The sequence below is a fragment of the Candidatus Clostridium stratigraminis genome, assembly GCF_045310675.1.
Taxonomy (GTDB): Bacteria; Bacillota; Clostridia; order Clostridiales; family Clostridiaceae; genus Clostridium_AT; species Clostridium_AT stratigraminis.
The window spans coordinates 85,570-104,056 of sequence record NZ_JBJHZZ010000006.1 but is presented as its reverse complement, the minus strand read 5'-3'; the positions used below and the strand labels follow the sequence as shown (position 1 = coordinate 104,056).

At 32.5% G+C, this 18,487-nt stretch carries 18 protein-coding genes; all 18 read left to right on the top strand.

Features of this window, described 5'->3' with window-relative positions; translation table 11 throughout:
* The first annotated feature begins 139 nt into the window (after window positions 1–139).
* Window positions 140–1,114 (top strand): GPR endopeptidase, encoded by a 975-nt coding sequence (gpr, locus tag ACJDUG_RS10675; protein WP_406769877.1) that lies wholly within the window; start codon window positions 140–142, stop codon window positions 1,112–1,114.
* Window positions 1,115–1,271: 157 nt separating this feature from the next.
* A complete protein-coding gene (locus ACJDUG_RS10670) occupies window positions 1,272–1,550 on the top strand; it encodes a hypothetical protein (RefSeq protein WP_406769876.1) in 279 nt (92 codons plus the stop codon).
* A gap of 108 nt (window positions 1,551–1,658) precedes the next feature.
* The gene (lepA, locus tag ACJDUG_RS10665) at window positions 1,659–3,464 is read left to right on the top strand and encodes a translation elongation factor 4 (RefSeq protein WP_406769875.1); all 1,806 of its coding nucleotides are present in this window, start codon (window positions 1,659–1,661) and stop codon (window positions 3,462–3,464) included.
* A gap of 11 nt (window positions 3,465–3,475) precedes the next feature.
* A complete protein-coding gene (gene hemW, locus ACJDUG_RS10660) occupies window positions 3,476–4,606 on the top strand; it encodes a radical SAM family heme chaperone HemW (RefSeq protein ID WP_406769874.1) in 1,131 nt (376 codons plus the stop codon).
* 186 nt (window positions 4,607–4,792) lie between these two features.
* Window positions 4,793–5,830, top strand: coding sequence for a heat-inducible transcriptional repressor HrcA (hrcA, locus tag ACJDUG_RS10655; RefSeq protein WP_406769873.1), 1,038 nt, complete (start codon window positions 4,793–4,795; stop codon window positions 5,828–5,830).
* Between the two features lie 64 nt (window positions 5,831–5,894).
* Window positions 5,895–6,461 (top strand): nucleotide exchange factor GrpE, encoded by a 567-nt coding sequence (grpE, locus tag ACJDUG_RS10650; protein WP_406769872.1) that lies wholly within the window; start codon window positions 5,895–5,897, stop codon window positions 6,459–6,461.
* A gap of 116 nt (window positions 6,462–6,577) precedes the next feature.
* Window positions 6,578–8,431 carry a molecular chaperone DnaK gene (gene dnaK, locus ACJDUG_RS10645; RefSeq protein ID WP_406769871.1) on the top strand — a complete coding sequence of 618 codons (1,854 nt, stop codon included), beginning with the start codon at window positions 6,578–6,580 and terminating at the stop codon, window positions 8,429–8,431.
* 93 nt (window positions 8,432–8,524) lie between these two features.
* Window positions 8,525–9,649, top strand: a complete 1,125-nt coding sequence (gene dnaJ, locus ACJDUG_RS10640) for a molecular chaperone DnaJ (RefSeq protein ID WP_406769870.1) — start codon at window positions 8,525–8,527, stop codon at window positions 9,647–9,649.
* A 312-nt stretch (window positions 9,650–9,961) separates the two neighbouring features.
* Complete coding sequence (prmA, locus tag ACJDUG_RS10635) at window positions 9,962–10,900, top strand: 50S ribosomal protein L11 methyltransferase (protein WP_406769869.1); 939 nt, start codon at window positions 9,962–9,964, stop codon at window positions 10,898–10,900.
* Window positions 10,901–10,934: 34 nt separating this feature from the next.
* Window positions 10,935–11,696: a 16S rRNA (uracil(1498)-N(3))-methyltransferase gene (locus ACJDUG_RS10630; RefSeq protein WP_406769868.1), complete on the top strand. Its 762-nt coding sequence runs from the start codon at window positions 10,935–10,937 to the stop codon at window positions 11,694–11,696.
* Window positions 11,696–12,997 (top strand): tRNA (N(6)-L-threonylcarbamoyladenosine(37)-C(2))-methylthiotransferase MtaB, encoded by a 1,302-nt coding sequence (gene mtaB / locus ACJDUG_RS10625; protein WP_406769867.1) that lies wholly within the window; start codon window positions 11,696–11,698, stop codon window positions 12,995–12,997. Before ACJDUG_RS10630 ends, mtaB begins: the two co-directional genes overlap by 1 nt.
* A gap of 28 nt (window positions 12,998–13,025) precedes the next feature.
* Window positions 13,026–13,370 (top strand): histidine triad nucleotide-binding protein, encoded by a 345-nt coding sequence (locus ACJDUG_RS10620; protein WP_406769866.1) that lies wholly within the window; start codon window positions 13,026–13,028, stop codon window positions 13,368–13,370.
* Window positions 13,371–13,510: 140 nt separating this feature from the next.
* Window positions 13,511–13,687, top strand: coding sequence for a 30S ribosomal protein S21 (gene rpsU / locus ACJDUG_RS10615; protein WP_252131274.1), 177 nt, complete (start codon window positions 13,511–13,513; stop codon window positions 13,685–13,687).
* Between the two features lie 23 nt (window positions 13,688–13,710).
* Entirely contained in the window at window positions 13,711–14,157 is a 447-nt protein-coding gene (locus ACJDUG_RS10610; RefSeq protein WP_406764427.1) for a GatB/YqeY domain-containing protein, read from the top strand.
* Between the two features lie 218 nt (window positions 14,158–14,375).
* Window positions 14,376–14,660, top strand: coding sequence for a sporulation protein YqfC (gene yqfC, locus ACJDUG_RS10605; protein ID WP_406769865.1), 285 nt, complete (start codon window positions 14,376–14,378; stop codon window positions 14,658–14,660).
* Window positions 14,653–15,792, top strand: coding sequence for a sporulation protein YqfD (gene yqfD / locus ACJDUG_RS10600; protein ID WP_406769864.1), 1,140 nt, complete (start codon window positions 14,653–14,655; stop codon window positions 15,790–15,792). The genes yqfC and yqfD overlap by 8 nt, the downstream gene beginning before the upstream one ends.
* Window positions 15,793–15,823: 31 nt before the next feature.
* On the top strand, window positions 15,824–17,920 hold the full coding sequence (locus tag ACJDUG_RS10595) for an HD family phosphohydrolase (RefSeq protein ID WP_406769863.1): 2,097 nt from the start codon (window positions 15,824–15,826) through the stop codon (window positions 17,918–17,920).
* Window positions 17,921–17,933: 13 nt separating this feature from the next.
* Window positions 17,934–18,440 (top strand): rRNA maturation RNase YbeY, encoded by a 507-nt coding sequence (gene ybeY / locus ACJDUG_RS10590; protein WP_406769862.1) that lies wholly within the window; start codon window positions 17,934–17,936, stop codon window positions 18,438–18,440.
* The last annotated feature ends 47 nt before the right edge of the window (window positions 18,441–18,487 follow it).

Here is an 18,487-nt window from a genome sequence, read left to right as displayed (position 1 = left end):
TTTTGAAGTTATTCTTTCTATTTAAAATTATATCTTCTCTAAGACCGTATAGTATGAGCTTAATTGGAAAAGATAAGGTTAAAAATAATAAGAAAGATAAAACTCTTCTTACAAACTTATTTTTTAAAGGAGCAAAAACATGATAAATGTAAGAACTGATTTGGCAATTGAAGCTAAGGAAATATATGAAAAGAAAAGTAATGGAAGATATCCAGGGGTTGAAGTTTCAGAAGAAAGGGATGGAGACATAAAAATTACAAAGGTTAAAATAGTAGATGAGGTAGGGGAAAAAGCTATGGGTAAGCCCATAGGAAGCTATATTACACTAGACATACCTGCTGTAACTCATTATGACAGTGATTCAATGGATGAGGTAAGTGAAGCTATGGCTAAGGTACTATCTCCTATGATAAATTTAGATAAAAGTATGACAGCACTTATAGTTGGACTTGGAAATTCAAGCATTACGCCAGACGCCTTAGGTCCAAAGGTTATTTCAAAGCTTATGATTACAAGACACTTAAAGGAGTTAGTGCCTGACAGCATAGACGAAAATATAAGGCCTGTTTGCGGAATTTCTCCAGGAGTTTTAGGTACTACAGGCATAGAAACTGGTGAGATAATAAAGGGTGTTGTGGAAAAAATAAAGCCAAATTTAATTATTTGTATAGATGCCTTGGCTTCTAGAAAAATGGAAAGGGTAAATAAAACAATTCAAATTGGAGATACTGGAATTTCACCAGGTTCTGGAGTTGGAAATAAGAGAATGGAAATTAGTAAACGTTCAATTGGAATTCCAACAATTGCAATTGGCGTTCCTACAGTGGTAGATGCTGCTACTATGGCTAATGACACTATAGATTTGGCCATTGATGAAATGATTAAACAAGCTACAAATGGTGGGGAATTTTATAATATGCTGAGGGGTATAGACAAAAATGAAAAACAGAAAATGATTGAGGAAATTTTAAATCCCTATGTTGGAAACTTAATGGTAACACCTAAGGAAGTGGATTTAGTAGTTGATTCACTTTCAAAGGTAATAGCTAATGGCATAAATATAGCTCTTCAGCCTGCTTTAGACCTTGAAGATATTAATAGATATATGAATTAAATAAAAAATGGTATTTTTGAATAAAATAAATAAAAAAGTACATCCTTTTATATATGTAGGAATTTAAGGAGCAAGACAGGCAATATTTGTTTTGTATTCTGCTGATTCAAGGAACTCAACAACAATATTTGCTGGGTACCTAAGGAGGTATTTTTTTATGTTTAAAAGATTAAAATATTTTTTTGTAATTTTTATTTCACTTGGCATAGTTTTTTATGGTTTTATAACTGTCAGCAATGTTCTGCCTGATTTTATAAAGGAAAGGTCTGCATTTAAAGTGTTCTACAGCACTAAGCCTTTTGATTTACAATTTGATATTGGCGATTATGTAGTTTACTTAAATAGCAAAGCAGTGGATAACTATAAAAAAGGTGCAGATGAGCTTATGCATAACCTAGTTACAAACAATCCCATAAAAAAGATTTTAAAGCAATAATAGCTTTTAGTAAAATATTATAGGGGTTGATTTGCAGTATTTATTGACAAATTCCCTAGTTACTATGATATAATTTATTTTGATTTAATACGTTATGGGGGTAGAACTATGCAGACAGATAGACAAAAGCATATTAGAAATTTTTCAATAATTGCTCATATAGATCATGGTAAATCAACACTTGCAGATAGACTTTTAGAAAGTACAGGTACCTTGACACATAGAGAAATGGAAGAACAGGTGCTTGATAATATGGAGCTTGAAAAAGAGAGAGGTATAACTATAAAAGCACAGGCTGCAAGGCTCATATATAAAAGAGAAAATGGAGAAGAATACATATTAAATTTAATCGATACTCCAGGACATGTAGACTTTAATTATGAGGTATCAAGAAGTTTAGCTGCTTGTGAAGGTGCAGTACTTGTTGTAGATGCTACCCAAGGAATACAAGCTCAAACCTTAGCAAATTGTTATTTAGCTCTAGATCACAATCTTGAAATAGTACCAGTTATCAATAAGATTGATCTTGCAAGTGCAAGACCTGAAGAAGTCATTCATGAAATTGAGGATATTATTGGAATAGAAGCTCATGATGCACCTTTGGTTTCAGCTAAGTCCGGACTAAATATTGAGCAAGTTTTAGAGGCAATAGTTAATAAGGTTCCAGCTCCAGAAGGAGACGAGGAAAGCCCTTTAAAGGCCCTAATATTTGATTCCTATTATGACAGCTATAAAGGTGTAGTTTGTTATGTACGGCTGAAAGAGGGAAATGTTAAGATTGGAACAAAAATTAAACTCATGTATACAAATAAAGTTTATGATGTTACTGAAGTAGGTGTATTTTCGCCTCAAATGTTTCCGATTTCAGAACTTAGAGCTGGTGATGTAGGTTATATTACAGCATCTATTAAAAATGTTAGAGATGCAAGAGTTGGAGATACAATTACAGAAGCAGACAGACCAGCTTTAGAGGCTTTAGAAGGGTACAGACCGGCAGTGCCAATGGTATTTAGCGGTATTTATCCTGTAGATGGTGCTAAATATGAAGAACTTAAGGAAGCTATAGAAAAGCTTCAATTAAACGATGCCTCCTTAAGCTTTGAACCTGAAACCTCAATAGCCCTAGGCTTTGGCTTTAGATGCGGCTTTTTAGGATTACTCCACATGGAAGTTATTCAAGAAAGAATTGAAAGGGAGTTTAATATAGATATTATTACTACAGCTCCTTCTGTAATTTATAAAATCGGTAAAACAGACAATACTGTTATAGAACTGACCAATCCAAGTAATATGCCAGAAGCATCAACTATAAGCTATATGGAAGAACCTATAGTAAAGGCCTCCATTATAACTCCTACTGAGTATGTTGGGGCTGTTATGGAATTATGCCAAAATAGACGTGGAACCTTTAAGGATATGCAATATCTAGAGGAAACAAGGGCAGTTTTAAATTATGACATTCCACTTAATGAAATAATATATGATTTCTTTGATGCACTAAAATCAAGAACAAGGGGATACGCTTCCTTAGATTATGAACTTAAGGGCTATGCAGAAAGCAAACTTGTAAAGCTTGATATCTTGCTTAATGGGGATACCGTAGACGCCCTGTCTATGATTGTCCCAGAAGAAAGAGCTTATTATAAAGGAAGAGGTATGGCTGAAAAGCTAAAGGAAATAATACCAAGACAGCAATTTGAAATACCAATTCAAGCTGCAGTAGGTTCTAAAATAATTGCTAGAGAAACAGTTAAAGCTCTTAGAAAGGACGTTCTTGCAAAATGTTATGGCGGTGACATAACAAGAAAGAAGAAGCTTCTTGAAAAACAAAAAGAAGGTAAAAAGAGAATGAGACAAATCGGTACGGTGGAAGTTCCACAAGAAGCCTTTATGTCAGTATTAAAGATAGATTAAGGAGAAAAGTGATGGAAGAAACAATAGCATTGTATCTGCATATACCATTTTGTAAACAAAAATGTTTTTATTGTGATTTTCCTTCCTTTGCCTGTAAAGATAGCTTAATGCTTAATTATACTAATGCACTTTGTAAGGAAATAGGCAGTGCGGCAAATTATAAAATTGGTTCGATTTTCATAGGTGGGGGTACTCCCACCTATTTGTCTTTAGAATGCCTAATGCTTTTAAAGGAAGTAATAGCTAAACTAGATCTTGCCGAGGATATTGAATTTACCGTGGAAGGAAACCCAGACAGCTTTAATAGTGAAAAGCTATCCATATTTAAAGCTATGGGAGTAAACAGACTAAGTATAGGGCTGCAGGCATGGCAGGATAATTTGCTTAAGAATCTTGGACGAGCACACAATAGACAACAATTTTTAAATACTTTTAATACAGCAAGAAGCCTAGGTTTTAATAATATAAATGTTGATCTTATGTTTGGCCTGCCAAATCAAACTATGAGCAATTGGAAGGAAACCTTAGAAAAGGATATAGAGCTAAAGCCAGAGCACATTTCTTGCTACAGTTTAATTATAGAGGAAGGAACACCCTTTTATAAAACCATGGAAATTGGAAAGCTAAATTTGCCAGAGGAAGATGCAGAAAGAGAAATGTACGAATTTGCTATAGAATTTTTAAAGTTCAAAGGCTATAAGCAATATGAAATATCCAACTTCAGCAAAGTAGACTACGAGTGCAGGCATAACTTAACTTACTGGAACTTAAAGGACTATCTTGGCTGCGGCTCTAGTGCACATTCTTTCATAAGTAATACAAGGTATAGAAATGAATCTGATATAGAAAAATATATTTACGGCGTAAACAGTGGGACAAATGCTGTAATTGAGAAGCATGTAAATTCCTTAGAAGATAATATGGAAGAATTTATGTTTATGGGACTAAGAAAAATAGAAGGCATATCCCTTAAAGAATTTAAATTGAGATTTAAGAATGATATATTTAGTGTTTATCCTAAGGTATTAAATAAGTTTTTAAAAGCTAATCTTCTGGTTTTAGAAGGTGATAGATTATACTTAAGTGCAAAGGGCATAGAATTATCCAATCAAGTTATGTGTGAATTTATACTTTCAGTGTAAGGTTCATAGTAATATAGAGTAAATTAAAGAAAAATGAAGTAAATAAAAAATAAAAAAATGTAATTAAGATATTTGATCTATATGTGGATATTTTATTTAATTGACAAAAGATTTTAATAGTGATATGTTTTAAACATAGTGATTAGCACTCACCGACAGCGAGTGCTAATAAAAAGAGGTGATTGTATGGAGATGGACGAAAGGAAGATAAAAATTCTTCAGGTAATAATAAATGATTATATATCTACAGCTGAGCCTGTTGGTTCCAGAACCATTGCAAAAAAATATGATTTAGGTATAAGTCCAGCTACAATAAGAAATGAAATGGCTGATCTTGAAGAAATGGGATTTCTTGAGCAACTTCATAGTTCCTCTGGTAGAAAGCCATCAGATAAAGGTTATAGATTATATGTTGATAAACTTATGAAATTACCTCAGTTAACTACGGAAGAAGAAAATTTAATAAAGGGCCAGCTTTTAAACTCTGCACTTTATGAGGTGGAGAAGATTGTAAAGCAGGCCACTCAACTCTTATCAGAACTTACTAAACTTACCTGTATTGTAAAGACTCCCTCAGTAAATAAAAGCTATATTAAATCAATTCAGCTTTTAGGTGTGGATAATAACAATATACTAGCCGTTATTATTACAGATACTGGAATTATTAAAAATACAATTATAAGAATTAAAACTCCTGTAAGTACAGATGATTTAGTAAAATTAACTAATATTTTAAATGGAAGACTTAAAAATTTAAGTATTGAAGATATAAATCTTACTGTTATTAATTATCTTAAAACAGATTTAATAAATTATGAGGAGATTTTTGATGCTATAATACCTGCGCTGCATGAAAGCTTAAGCAGTTCAGATGTATCTGAAATCTATCTTGAAGGGGCAACAAATATATTCAACTATCCTGAATATAATCATATAGATAAAGCTAGAGACTTCTTATTCCTTCTAAATAATAAAGAAAATATAAAGGAAATGTTAAACCAGTCTAATAATATTTCCATAACAATTGGTGGAGAAAATAATTTAGAGGAAGCAAAGGACTTAAGTATAATATCAGGTGTATATAGTATTTATGGAAGGCCTCTTGGGGCAATAGGGGTAATTGGTCCTACCAGAATACCCTATTCTAAAGTTATTAGTATTTTATCTAAAATATTAAAAAATATAAATGAATCGCTTAATCAATCATATTTAGATGATAGATGATCTAATCTATTTATGAATAAATATTAAGTTTTAAATGGTTTTGCACAGAAGGGAGCAGCGATAAATGGAAAAAGATTTTAAGGATGAAAGTACACAAGTGGATAATGAGGAAACCTTAGAACAAGCAGAATTAATGGAGGATAAAGAATTCGAAGCTACTGAAAATGATTTACTGGATACTAATAGAAAGCTTAAAGAAGAAAAGGATAAAGCAGAAAATGAGCTTAATTCAATAAAGGACAGATTACTTAGACTTTCTGCTGAATATGAAAATTATAGAAAAAGAACTGCAAAAGAAAAAGAAGGAATATATTCAGATGCCTGTGAAGATATTCTTAAAAATATGCTGCCTGTATTAGATAATTTAGAAAGAGCAGCAAGTGTTGAGGGCAAAGCAGAAGATATTAAAAAGGGTATTGAAATGACAATTAGGCAGTTTAATGATAGCCTTGAGAAGCTTCAAGTAACTGAGATTCCAGTAAATGAAGGCTTTGATCCAAATATTCATAATGCTGTGATGCATGTAGAAGATGGTAATTTTGGTGAAAGTGAAATAGTAGAAGTTTTTCAAAAGGGTTATATTAGAGGAAATAAAGTCATAAGACATAGTATTGTTAAAGTAGCTAATTAAAAAATTAAATATATTTTTTAATTTCAAGGAACACCATATTTGTGTTCAAATTTAAGACTATAAGGAGCATAAATTTAATATTTGTGCAGAATAAGGAATACAAGGAGGATATTAAAATGGGAAAAGTAATAGGAATTGACTTAGGAACAACTAATTCATGTGTAGCAGTTATGGAAGGTGGAGAACCTGTTGTTATAGCTAATGCAGAAGGCGGAAGAACTACTCCTTCAGTAGTATCTTTTCAAGCAAATGGTGAAAGATTAGTAGGTCAGGTTGCTAAAAGACAGGCAATTACAAATCCTGATAAAACTATAATATCAATAAAGAGACAGATGGGAACTAGCCATAAGACAAATATAGATGGCAAGGATTATACTCCACAAGAAATTTCAGCTATGGTACTTATGAAAATAAAATCAGACGCTGAGGCTTATTTAGGTGAAAAAGTAACTCAAGCAGTTATAACTGTACCAGCATATTTTAATGACAGCCAAAGACAAGCAACTAAGGATGCAGGAAAAATTGCTGGTCTTGAAGTACTTAGAATAATAAATGAACCAACTGCAGCATCACTTGCATATGGCCTTGATAAACAAAACGAGAGCCATAAAATATTTGTATATGACTTAGGTGGTGGAACCTTTGATGTATCCATTCTAGAACTTGGTGATGGTGTATTTGAGGTTAAATCAACAAATGGTAATACAAAGCTTGGTGGAGACGACTTCGACCAAAGAGTTATGGACTTTATTGCTGATACCTTTAAGAGAGAAAATGGAATTGACTTAAGAAATGATAAAATGGCATTACAAAGATTAAAGGAAGCTGCTGAAAAAGCTAAAATAGAATTATCAGCATCACTTCAAACAAACATCAATCTGCCATTTATAACAGCAGATGCTACAGGTCCAAAGCACATAGACATGAACTTTACAAGAGCTAAATTCAATGAATTAACTCATGACTTAGTTGATGCTACAATTGAACCAATGAGAAAGGCTTTAAATGATGCTGGACTTTCAATGAATGAAATAGATAAAATTATATTAGTTGGTGGTTCAACAAGAATACCTGCAGTTGTAGATGCAGTTAAAAACTTTACTGGAAAAGAACCTTCTAAAGGAGTAAATCCTGATGAGTGCGTTGCAGTAGGAGCAGCAATACAAGCTGGAGTATTAACAGGAGATGTAAAGGATGTTTTACTTCTTGATGTTACTCCACTAACACTTGGTATAGAAACCATGGGAGGAATTGCAACTCCATTAATACAAAGAAATACAACTATTCCTACAAGAAAGAGCCAAATATTCTCAACTGCAGCAGATGGTCAAACCTCAGTTGAAATAAATGTAGTTCAAGGTGAAAGACAAATGGCAGCTGATAATAAGACACTTGGAAGATTTACATTATCAGGCATAGCTCCAGCTCCAAGAGGAATTCCTCAAATAGAAGTTACCTTTGATATAGATGCAAATGGTATTGTAAATGTTGCAGCTAAAGATAAGGGAACTGGAAAAGAAGCAAACATTACAATTACAGCTTCAACAAACTTAAGTGATGAAGAAATTGATAATGCAGTAAAAAATGCTGAAAAATTTGCAGAAGAAGATAAGAAAAGAAAAGAAGCTATTGAAGTTAAGAATAATGCCGACCAAATGGTTTATCAGTCAGAAAAAACTTTAAAGGACCTTGGAGATAAGGTTTCTGCAGAAGACAAGGCTAAGATTGAAGATAAAATCAAAGCAGTTAATGCAGTTAAGGAAGGAACTGATTTAGAAGCTATTAAAAAGGCTACAGAAGAATTAACTAACGAGTTTTATGCTGTTTCTTCAAAAATGTATCAAGCAAATGGCGGAGCAGAGGGCGCTGGCTTTGACCCAAATAACATGGGCGGAGCTAATGCTGAGGGCAGTGCACCACATGATGATAATGTTGTTGATGCAGATTTTAAAGTTGAGGATGACAAATAAATAAATTCAAGTATAATATATAAGGGATGGGTAACTAAACCCCTCCCTTAATTTAAGTCGTATGAACTAATATATAGGTGGTGTAAAACTTAGATGGCTAAAAAAGACTACTATGAGGTGCTTGGCCTTCAAAAAGGAGCAAGTGATGATGAAATTAAAAAAGCTTTTAGAAAGCTAGCCATAAAATATCATCCTGATAAAAATCAAGGCAATAAGGAAGCTGAAGAGAAATTCAAAGAGATAAACGAAGCCTATCAAGTGCTTTCAGACCCAGAAAAAAAATCTAATTATGACCAGTTTGGAACTGCTGATTTTAATGGTGCCGGTGGTTTTGATGGCGGTTTTGATTTTTCTAATATGGGTGGCTTTGGAGATATATTTGAAAGCTTTTTTGGTGGTGGTTTTTCTTCAGGAAGAAGAAAAAATGGTCCGGAGCGAGGAGCAGATCTTGAATATAATTTAAACCTAACTTTTGAAGAAGCTGTCTTTGGCGTTGAAAAAGAAGTTTCTGTTCATAAACAGGAGAATTGTGAAACCTGCAGGGGAACAGGCACTAAACCAGGAACTTCACCAAAAACCTGTGATAAATGCGGTGGAACAGGACAAATAAAGGTGCAGAGAAATACTCCTCTTGGAACCTTCCAAAGTATTAATACTTGTGATAAATGCGGAGGTAAAGGTAAAATTATTAGTGACCCATGTCATACTTGCAGAGGAACAGGTAAAGAAAGAAAGCTTAGAAAAATTAAAATTAATGTGCCAGCTGGTGTTGACACAGGCAATGTTATTCCACTAAGAGGCCATGGAGAGCATGGAAATAATGGTGGGTCACCTGGAGATCTATATATAAATATAAGAGTCGCTTCCCATCCTCAGTTTAAAAGAAAGGGATTTGATATCTATATAGATAGACATATTAACTTTGCGCAGGCTGCTGTAGGCTGCGAATTAAAGGTACCAACAGTAGATGGAGAAGTTAAATATGATGTACCTTCTGGAACACAACCAGGAACAATTTTCAGATTAAAGGGAAAAGGAGTTCCAAGAGTTAACAGCAGCGGTCGTGGTGACCAATACGTTAATATTATTGTAGATATTCCAAAGACCTTAAATGAAAAACAAAAGGAAGCCTTAAGATTGTTTATGGAAGCAAGTGGCAGCACTCATGAAGATATAAAAAAATCATTTATGGATAAGCTTAAGGGAAGCTTTAAGTAAGAAAAAACTTAACAATTTAAAATAGCTGCAATATATAAAATATGTTACATGAGCTGATCGCTATAAAAGAATTTCCAAGTTCAGAATAGCCACAAAACCAAGTGTTGACCTGAATTCATTTCATTCAGACGAACAACACTAAGGCTTTGTGGCTATTCTTTCGCTAGGAAATTCTAGTTTTCGCGCATGCTCATTACATATATTTTATATATTTTCGCTAAAATTTCAAATTGTTAAGTTTACTAAATTGGAGGATTTGGTATAATAAATACTAAGCATTACATAATTTTAAGCTAAGAAAGGATTGAAACAATGGAAGGAAAATGGATTGAGGTAAAAATTGTAACCAGTAGTGATGCCTTAGAAGCTGTAAGTGGAATATTTTATTCTCTAGATGTTAAGGGAGTAGCAATAGAAGATCCAAGAGACATATTAGAAAGAGAACAGGGACCTTTAAGCTGGGACTTTGCAGATATAAATATATTTGAATATGGAAGTGATGCTGCAGTAATAAAAGGATACTTTGCTGTAGAGGACAACATAGACGAAATTAAAAGTTATATAGAAGAAAAATTGATTTACATAAAGGAATTAGGAATAGATATAGGTAAGGGCAAGGTAATTATAAACGCAGTTTATGAAGAAGATTGGGCTAATAATTGGAAAAAGTATTATAAGCCAACTAAAATTGGTGATAAGATAGTTATTAAGCCAATTTGGGAAGCTTATGAGCCAAAGGGCGAGGAAATAATAGTTGAAATGGATCCTGGTATGGCCTTTGGAACTGGAACCCATGAAACTACCAGAATGTGTATAGAAGCTCTTGAAAAGAAGGTGCAAAAGGAAAGTACTGTATTTGATATAGGCACAGGCTCAGGAATACTTGCCATTACAGCTGCAAAGCTTGGTGCTAAAAAAGTTATTGGAGTTGACTTAGATCCTGTAGCTGTTGATTCTGCAAAACAAAATACTACTATTAATAAACTAGATAATATAGAGATAATTTATGGAAACTTAATGGAAGTAGTTGAAGGTAAGGCTGAAATTGTGGTTGCAAATATTATTGCTGAGGTTATAATGCTTTTATGTGAGGACGTTAAAAAGTTCTTAAAACCAAATGGTTATTTTATTAGTTCTGGAATAATTAAAGATAGAAAAGATGATGTGGCAAAGAAATTAACAGAAGTAGGTTTTAAAATTCATGAAATTAATGAACTTGGAGAATGGGTGTGTATTATAGCAAGTCTATAAGATACCTCATCTAGCAGCAAGGAGTAAGTAATATATGAATAAATTTTTTGTGCAAAAGCAAAATATTTTTAATAACATGGCATTTATTGAAGGGGAAGACGTTAAACACATATATAAGGTGCTTAGACTAAATACTTTAGATAAAGTAAGCATAAATAACTGTGAGGGTACAGAATATTTAGGTGAAATATCTGAAATTACAAAGTCTAGAGTAGAAGTTAGGCTTTTAGATAAGCTTCAAATAAATAATGAAAGTCCATTAAATGTATACTTATTTCAGGGGCTGCCAAAGTCAAGCAAAATGGATCTTATAGTTCAAAAAAACACTGAGCTTGGTATTAAGGAAATCACCCCTGTAATTACAGAGAGAGTAGTAGTTAAAAATGAGCTTGGTGAATTTAAGAAGGTAGACAGGTGGAATAGAATAGCCTTAGAAGCCTCAAAACAAAGTAAGAGAAGCCTAATACCAAAGATAAATACTCCTATTGAATTTAAGGATTTACTTAGAGAGTTAAAGCTTATGGACTTAATATTAGTGCCCTATGAAAATGAAGAAAATATAGGTCTTAAAAATATTAATTTTAAAGATAGAAAAACCATAAAAAACGCTGCAATAATTATTGGACCTGAAGGCGGCTTTGAGAATTCTGAAATAGAGTCCTTAAAGAATTTAGGAGCACATATTATTACCTTAGGGCCAAGAATATTAAGGACAGAAACCGCAGGATTTGTTTGTGTGTCTCAAGTAATGTATGAGCTTTCGGATATGGGCGGGAATGAAGGAGATTTAATTTAATGAAGGTAGCATTTTCGACTTTGGGCTGCAGAGTGAATCAATATGAGTCTGAAGCCATGACAGAAAAATTTTTAAAAGAAGGCTATGAGGTTGTTGATTTTGACAGCTTTTCAGATGTATATGTTATTAATACCTGTACAGTAACAAATATGGGGGATAAAAAGTCAAGACAGATGATAAGCAGGGCAAGAAGGCATAATGAAGATGCTATTATTGCTGTGGTTGGCTGTTATTCTCAAATTGCTCCAGATGAGGTAGCTAAAATTGAAGGGGTAAATATTGTCCTCGGCACAAGGAATAAGGGAGATATTATTTATTGGGTAAATAGAGTACGTGCGGAAAACAAACAGCTTGTGGAAGTTAATGATGTACTTAAAAATAAGGACTTTGAGGAGCTTAATATAGAAGAATATCAAAACAGAACCAGGGCATTTATTAAAATTCAAGATGGCTGCAACAGGTTCTGCTCTTACTGCCTTATTCCCTTTGCAAGAGGTGCTGTGTGCAGTAAACCTCCTAAAAAGGTTATAGAAGAAGTAATGGACCTTTCTAATCATGGTTTTAAAGAAGTAATTTTATCTGGCATACATACAGCCTCCTATGGCGTGGATTTTGCTGAAAGCTTTACTTTGGTAGACCTACTAGAAAAGGTAAATGAAGTACCTGGTATAGAAAGAATTAGAATTGGATCTATAGATCCAACCTTCTTTACTGATGAAGTTATTGAAAGGATAGTTAAACTTAAAAAATTATGCCCTCATTTTCATCTGTCACTTCAAAGCGGCTGTGATGTCACTCTGCAAAGGATGAATAGACATTATACTTCTCATGATTATAGGAAGGTAGTAAATAAGCTTAGAGAAAAAATTTCAGATGTATCTATTACAACAGATATTATTGTTGGCTTTCCAGGTGAAACAAATACAGAGTTTGAAGAAACCTATAATTTTTTGAAAGAAATAAAATTATCTAAGATGCATATATTTAAATTTAGCCCAAGAAAAGGAACAAAGGCTGCGGCAATGCCAAATCAAGTTGAGGGACCTGTAAAAGATGAAAGAAGCAGTACCTTAATTTCTTTAAATAATGAATTAGAAGCTGAATTCATGAGCAAATTTATAGGAAGAAAAATGGATGTGCTTTTTGAACAATGCTATAATAATGACAGTGAAAAATTTGAAGGCTATTCTCCAAATTATATAAAGATAATAGCTGAAAGTAAAGCTAATATCGAGGGCTTAATTCTAGAAACACAACTACAGAAAGTATGTAGTGACCATGTAAGAGGAAGCTTAATTTAAATGCTTTGATATTAAGGAGGTGATTTTTATGGATAATTGTATATTTTGCAGCATAATAGCTGGTAAGATTCCCAGTGAAAAAGTTTTTGAAGATGAGAAGGTTTTAGCCTTCAAAGACATAAATCCTGAAGCTCCTGTACATATTATAATTATACCTAAAAAGCATATAAACAGTATAAATGATTTGGAATATAATGATAGTGAATTAATAGGTCATATTTATAATGTGGCAAAAGAAATAGCTGCGGATTTAAAGATAAATGAAAGCGGTTATAGAGTGGTGACAAACTGCGGAAAGGACGCTGGTCAATCTGTTTCTCACCTGCATTTTCATCTTCTAGGTGGAAGAAGTTTAACCTGGCCTCCAGGTTAAGTAAATAGCTAGTTTATTACAATGAAATTGTTGACAGTTAACAATTAAATATTGTATAATAAAAAATGTGCTATTAAACCCATTAGGCGCTGCATTTAAATTTAAAAGTTATTTTGTGCTAGCGGAGGGAGGGATAAGATATGTCAGAAATAAGAGTTGGAGAAAACGAAACATTGGATAGTGCATTAAGAAGATTTAAGAGAAAATGTGCTAGAGCTGGGGTTCTTTCAGAAGTTAGAAAGAGAGAACATTATGAAAAACCAAGCGTTAAAAGAAAGAAGAAATCTGAGGCTGCAAGAAAGAGAAAATTTAAATAGAATTCCTGAAAGAAGGTACAATTATGTCTCTCAAGGAAAGACTGCAAGATGATTGGAAGCAAGCTTTAAAAGCTAAAGATAAATTTAGAGCTGATACTATTAGTATGGCTAGAGCCGCTGTATTGCAAGTTGAAAAAACTGATGCCGTAACTCTCGGTGATGAGGAAATTATTGGAGTTATTGCAAGAGAAGTAAAACAGAGACGAGAAGCTGTACTTGAGTTCGAAAAAGGGAAACGACAAGATTTGGTTGATCAAACAAATAATGAAATCGAAATCTTGCTCAATTACCTTCCTCAGCAGTTAACAGAAGAAGAAATATTAGTTATGGTTCAAGATGCAGCTGTTGAAGTAGGTGCAAATAGCATAAAGGATATGGGTAAAGTTATGCAAGTGTTGACTCCGAAAGTAAAGGGAAGAGCCGACGGTAAGCTTGTAAGTCAACTTGTAAAAGAACATTTAAATAAATAATAATGATTATAAAAGGTTCAGTTTTCTGAACCTTTTATTTATTTATATACAATGCAATAAAGTTCTTACATTAGTTATGTCATAAAATATCCAATCTTCAAGGATTTTTAGGACATAACTAATGAATTAGAACTTTTGCATTGTATTTTTTAAAGCTGTCATTTATTAATTTTATTTTTCATAAATTTAGTAAGAAAGAATTATCTTGAGGTGAAGGTATGGAAAGTAAAATTATAAAGACAAAAGAAATTATAGCTGAAAAGTTGGATTTTCCGAGAGACGTTGTTTTAGACATCCCTAAGATAACAATAATTGGAGATAATGAGATTACTATAGAAAATCATAAGGGAGTAGTAATTTTTGATGAAGAGAAAATGAAAATTAATTCAAATGCCGGTTTAATAACTATTTACGGGAATAGCTTCAGAATATTGTTCATGGGAGGAAGCACATTGACTATAAGTGGGAAATTTAAGTCAATGATGTACGAAGATAATGATTGATCATTCAAGAATTAAAAGTGGTAGAGTTACTATTGAAGCAGAGTCTCATAAACCGGAAAAGTTTGTTAATTTTCTTTGGAGAAACGGTGTCCATATTAAGAATATACATAAAATTAGTATAACTACAGTTGTTTTGGATATCAACCTTAGGGATTTTAGCAAGGTGAAAGAAGCCGCATTAAAAACAAACACTAATATTAAAATTCTTGAAAAGAAGGGGATTTCTTTTTTTATTCTTAAGTTAAAAAGAAGAATTGCACTATTTTGCGGGATTTTTATCTTTGCAGGCCTTTTATACTACCTTTCTGGCTTCATATGGAAGATTGATATTAAAACAGAAGATAATTTAACTCCTTATGAGATAAGGCAGCAATTAACTGCCTTTGGAATTGTTCCAGGAGTAAGGAAAAGCAGTTTTAATATTTATGAATTAGAAAATAAAATGATAAAAAATAACAATAATATAATGTATTTAAAAACTTCAATTGAAGGTTCAAGACTTCTTGTAAGTGCCTTTGAAAAAATACCACCACCAAGCACAATAGAAGATAATGTTCCTTGTAATTTAGTAGCTAAAAAAGATGGCCAGATTATAAGGGTATTTACTTCTGCTGGAACCTCCATTATAAAAGCAGGGGAAATGGTTAGAAGCGGACAGCTCCTAGTAAAAGGTGAACAAGGAAAAGAAGGAAGTGTATATAATGTTCATGCCAAAGGAGAAGTATATGCCAAAACCTTTTATGATGCTTCAAAGGAGGTAGCCTATAAGGGAGTAAAGAAGGAAAGGACAGGAAATAAGATTGAAAATTTTTATATGGAAATCTTCGGTAAGAGAATTTATTTTAAAAATAGTTTAAATAAGTTCAAATCCTATGATAAAATAGTAGAAAATAGTAATATAATCAAAAGTGAAACATTTTATGAAACCGTAGAAACAAAATATATATTAGAGCCTAATGAAATAATTAACACTGCAGCAGCGCAGCTTTATTCAAAACTTACTGAAAGCTTTGATAAATCAGTAAAGGTTTTGGACAAAAAAGTTATTTCGGAAGTCAATGGAGACAACTACAAGGTAAGGGTGTTAATTACTGCAGAAGAAAATATTGCATTACCTGAAAAGCTTCAGTAAATATAGTTTTAATAACAAAAGGTGGGGTAACATGGGCACGATTAATTTTAAGGGTTTTGTGCTGAGAAATAAACTAAAGAATGTCTTAATATATGTTGTTACGTTTATTCTAATTTATACAATTTTAATAACAACCTTAATTACTAAAACTTATGACATTCAGGAAGGCAGCATTGCTAAATTTAGCATCAAGGCTCAAAGAACCACGATTGATGAATTTAGTACTAAGGCTAAGAAAGATGAGGCTGTAAATCTAATTCCAGCACAATATAGTATAGATACAAGGGTAAAAGACACTGCAGTTAATATGGTATCCACCTTATTTTCTAAAGCTATTCAATTAAAAGATGTAAATCTACCGGATAAGGATAAAATTTCGCAATTATCCAGTATATCCAATTCCTTGTTATCTGAGGAGGACTTTGGGACATTAGTAAAAATGGATAAGGAAGGACTTTCAAATCTTGAAAGCTTTCTTTTAAGTACCCTTACAGAGGTTTATAACTTCAGCATACAGTATAACCCTGATGTAAGTGCTGAATTAAACAATGAAAACCTTAAAAGGGCACAGGATATGGTGCAGCTAAAATTCAACAGTTCAAACTTTTCTAAGGCTACAAGAGACTTAGGTACCAATATTGGAATTAAATTAGTTAAGCCAAATTCCTTTTATGATAAGAGTAAAACAGAAGAATTGAAAAACGAGGCAATAAATAAAACTGCTCCGGTTATTATTCAAAAGGATCAGATTATTGTTATGGAAGGAGAGCAGGTAACTAAGGAAAAATATGAACTCTTGCAAAGTCTTGGGTTATTAAACAGCAATAATAAATCAGAATGGTACATATATATCAGCTTAGCAGTTGTAATAATCCTGCTGCTTTTTATGGAGCATTTTTATATATATAAATATCATAGAGATATTTATAAGGACATAAAAAAATTAACACTAATAAATTTGATTACAATTATTTCCTTGCTCCTTACTAAAAGCTTAACTATTGCATCCCCTTTTTTGATACCCTTAGCTTTTGCTCCTTTAATTATAAGTCTTTTAATAAATAACAGACTTTCACTTACTATTAACATAATCAACGTCTTATTTATAAGCGCTGCCACTAATTTCAACATAGAAATTACCTTACTTGCAATAGTAAATACCTTTGCAGGAGCGTTAATTATAAAAAAACAGTATCAAAGAAATGATATTGTATATTCTTCTTTATATATTTCTATTATCAATGTAATAGCAACCTTTTCTATTGGATTTTTATTAAGTAATAATTCAAAAGATGTTTTAACGCAGGCTGGATTTTCTGCAATTGGGAGCGGCTTATCAGGAATCTTAACCATTGGGCTCCTTCCATTTTTTGAAAGTATATTTGATATTGTTACAACTATTAAACTGCTTGAATTATCAAATCCTAATAATCAACTTTTAAAGAAGCTGCTTATGGAAGCTCCAGGAACCTATCATCATAGTATTCTAGTAGCAAACTTAGCTGAGCTTGCCTCAGAAGAGGTTGGAGGTAACCCTGCTTTAGCAAGAGTTTCTGCGTATTACCACGATGTGGGCAAAATCAAGAGACCTTATTTTTTTAAGGAAAATCAAATGGCTGTTGAGAATCCACATGATAAGATAACTCCAAATTTAAGCGCTCTTATAATTATTTCACATGTAAAGGATGGAATAGAGCTTGCTAAAGACTATAAATTACCAAAAATAATTCAAGACATCATTTTATCCCATCATGGAAACTCATTAGTAAAATATTTCTACATAACTGCGAAAAATAATAGTGATAAGCCTGATGAAATCCTTGAAGAGGACTTTAGATATTCAGGACCAATTCCTCAAAGTAAGGAAGCAGGCATTGTTATGCTTGCTGATAGTATTGAAGCTGCTGTACGCTCTATAAACGAACCAACTCAGGATAAGATTGAAGCTATGGTAAATAATATTGTTAAAAATATTTTGTCAGAAGGTCAACTTGATGAATGTGATCTTACATTAAAGGATATAACTAAAATTAAGAAAACATTTGTAAATAGCCTGATTGGCATTTACCACAAAAGAGTAGAGTATCCAGAAGACAAATGGGCCCATAAAACACAGGATAAAATTTAGAAGGAGTACTTTTATGATTCTTATAGATAATAGACAAAATAATATTATACTTAAAAAACAAGAAGAAGAAATTTTAAAAGAAATAATAGATTATACTTTAAAAGAAGAGGGAGTTAACATAGACTACGAAGTAAGTGTCATTTTTGTTGATAATACTAATATAAGAGAATTAAATTTAGAGTTTAGAAATATAGATAGAGAAACGGATGTACTATCCTTTCCAATGCTTGAATATACTCCTAAAAAGGTTTATAAGGACTTATACATAGATTACCACTTTACTGTTGACTATTTTGATGAGAAAAGACTCCTCTTAGGTGATATAGCTTTATCTCTTGAAAAGGCAAAGGAACAGAGCGAAGAATTTGGACATTCATTTATAAGGGAAATTTGCTATCTTACTATTCATTCCCTTCTTCATCTCTTAGGTTATGATCATATAGAAGAAGATGATAAACTTAAAATGAGAATGAGGGAAGAAGAGATTTTAGGAAGGTTTAACATTATAAGGAGCATTTAATAACATACAGCGTTGTATACAATGCAAAAGTTCTAATACATTAATGA

Coding starts and splice junctions, on each gene's coding strand:
- ACJDUG_RS10610 (WP_406764427.1), top strand. CDS start 13,711: ATGTCTCTCAAGGAAAGACTGCAAGATGATTGGAAGCAAGCTTTAAAA.
- hemW (WP_406769874.1), top strand. CDS start 3,476: ATGGAAGAAACAATAGCATTGTATCTGCATATACCATTTTGTAAACAA.
- gpr (WP_406769877.1), top strand. CDS start 140: ATGATAAATGTAAGAACTGATTTGGCAATTGAAGCTAAGGAAATATAT.
- lepA (WP_406769875.1), top strand. CDS start 1,659: ATGCAGACAGATAGACAAAAGCATATTAGAAATTTTTCAATAATTGCT.
- yqfC (WP_406769865.1), top strand. CDS start 14,376: ATGGAAAGTAAAATTATAAAGACAAAAGAAATTATAGCTGAAAAGTTG.
- ACJDUG_RS10630 (WP_406769868.1), top strand. CDS start 10,935: ATGAATAAATTTTTTGTGCAAAAGCAAAATATTTTTAATAACATGGCA.
- yqfD (WP_406769864.1), top strand. CDS start 14,653: ATGATTGATCATTCAAGAATTAAAAGTGGTAGAGTTACTATTGAAGCA.
- prmA (WP_406769869.1), top strand. CDS start 9,962: ATGGAAGGAAAATGGATTGAGGTAAAAATTGTAACCAGTAGTGATGCC.
- grpE (WP_406769872.1), top strand. CDS start 5,895: ATGGAAAAAGATTTTAAGGATGAAAGTACACAAGTGGATAATGAGGAA.
- ybeY (WP_406769862.1), top strand. CDS start 17,934: ATGATTCTTATAGATAATAGACAAAATAATATTATACTTAAAAAACAA.
- mtaB (WP_406769867.1), top strand. CDS start 11,696: ATGAAGGTAGCATTTTCGACTTTGGGCTGCAGAGTGAATCAATATGAG.
- rpsU (WP_252131274.1), top strand. CDS start 13,511: ATGTCAGAAATAAGAGTTGGAGAAAACGAAACATTGGATAGTGCATTA.
- dnaJ (WP_406769870.1), top strand. CDS start 8,525: ATGGCTAAAAAAGACTACTATGAGGTGCTTGGCCTTCAAAAAGGAGCA.
- ACJDUG_RS10595 (WP_406769863.1), top strand. CDS start 15,824: ATGGGCACGATTAATTTTAAGGGTTTTGTGCTGAGAAATAAACTAAAG.
- dnaK (WP_406769871.1), top strand. CDS start 6,578: ATGGGAAAAGTAATAGGAATTGACTTAGGAACAACTAATTCATGTGTA.
- ACJDUG_RS10670 (WP_406769876.1), top strand. CDS start 1,272: ATGTTTAAAAGATTAAAATATTTTTTTGTAATTTTTATTTCACTTGGC.
- hrcA (WP_406769873.1), top strand. CDS start 4,793: ATGGAGATGGACGAAAGGAAGATAAAAATTCTTCAGGTAATAATAAAT.
- ACJDUG_RS10620 (WP_406769866.1), top strand. CDS start 13,026: ATGGATAATTGTATATTTTGCAGCATAATAGCTGGTAAGATTCCCAGT.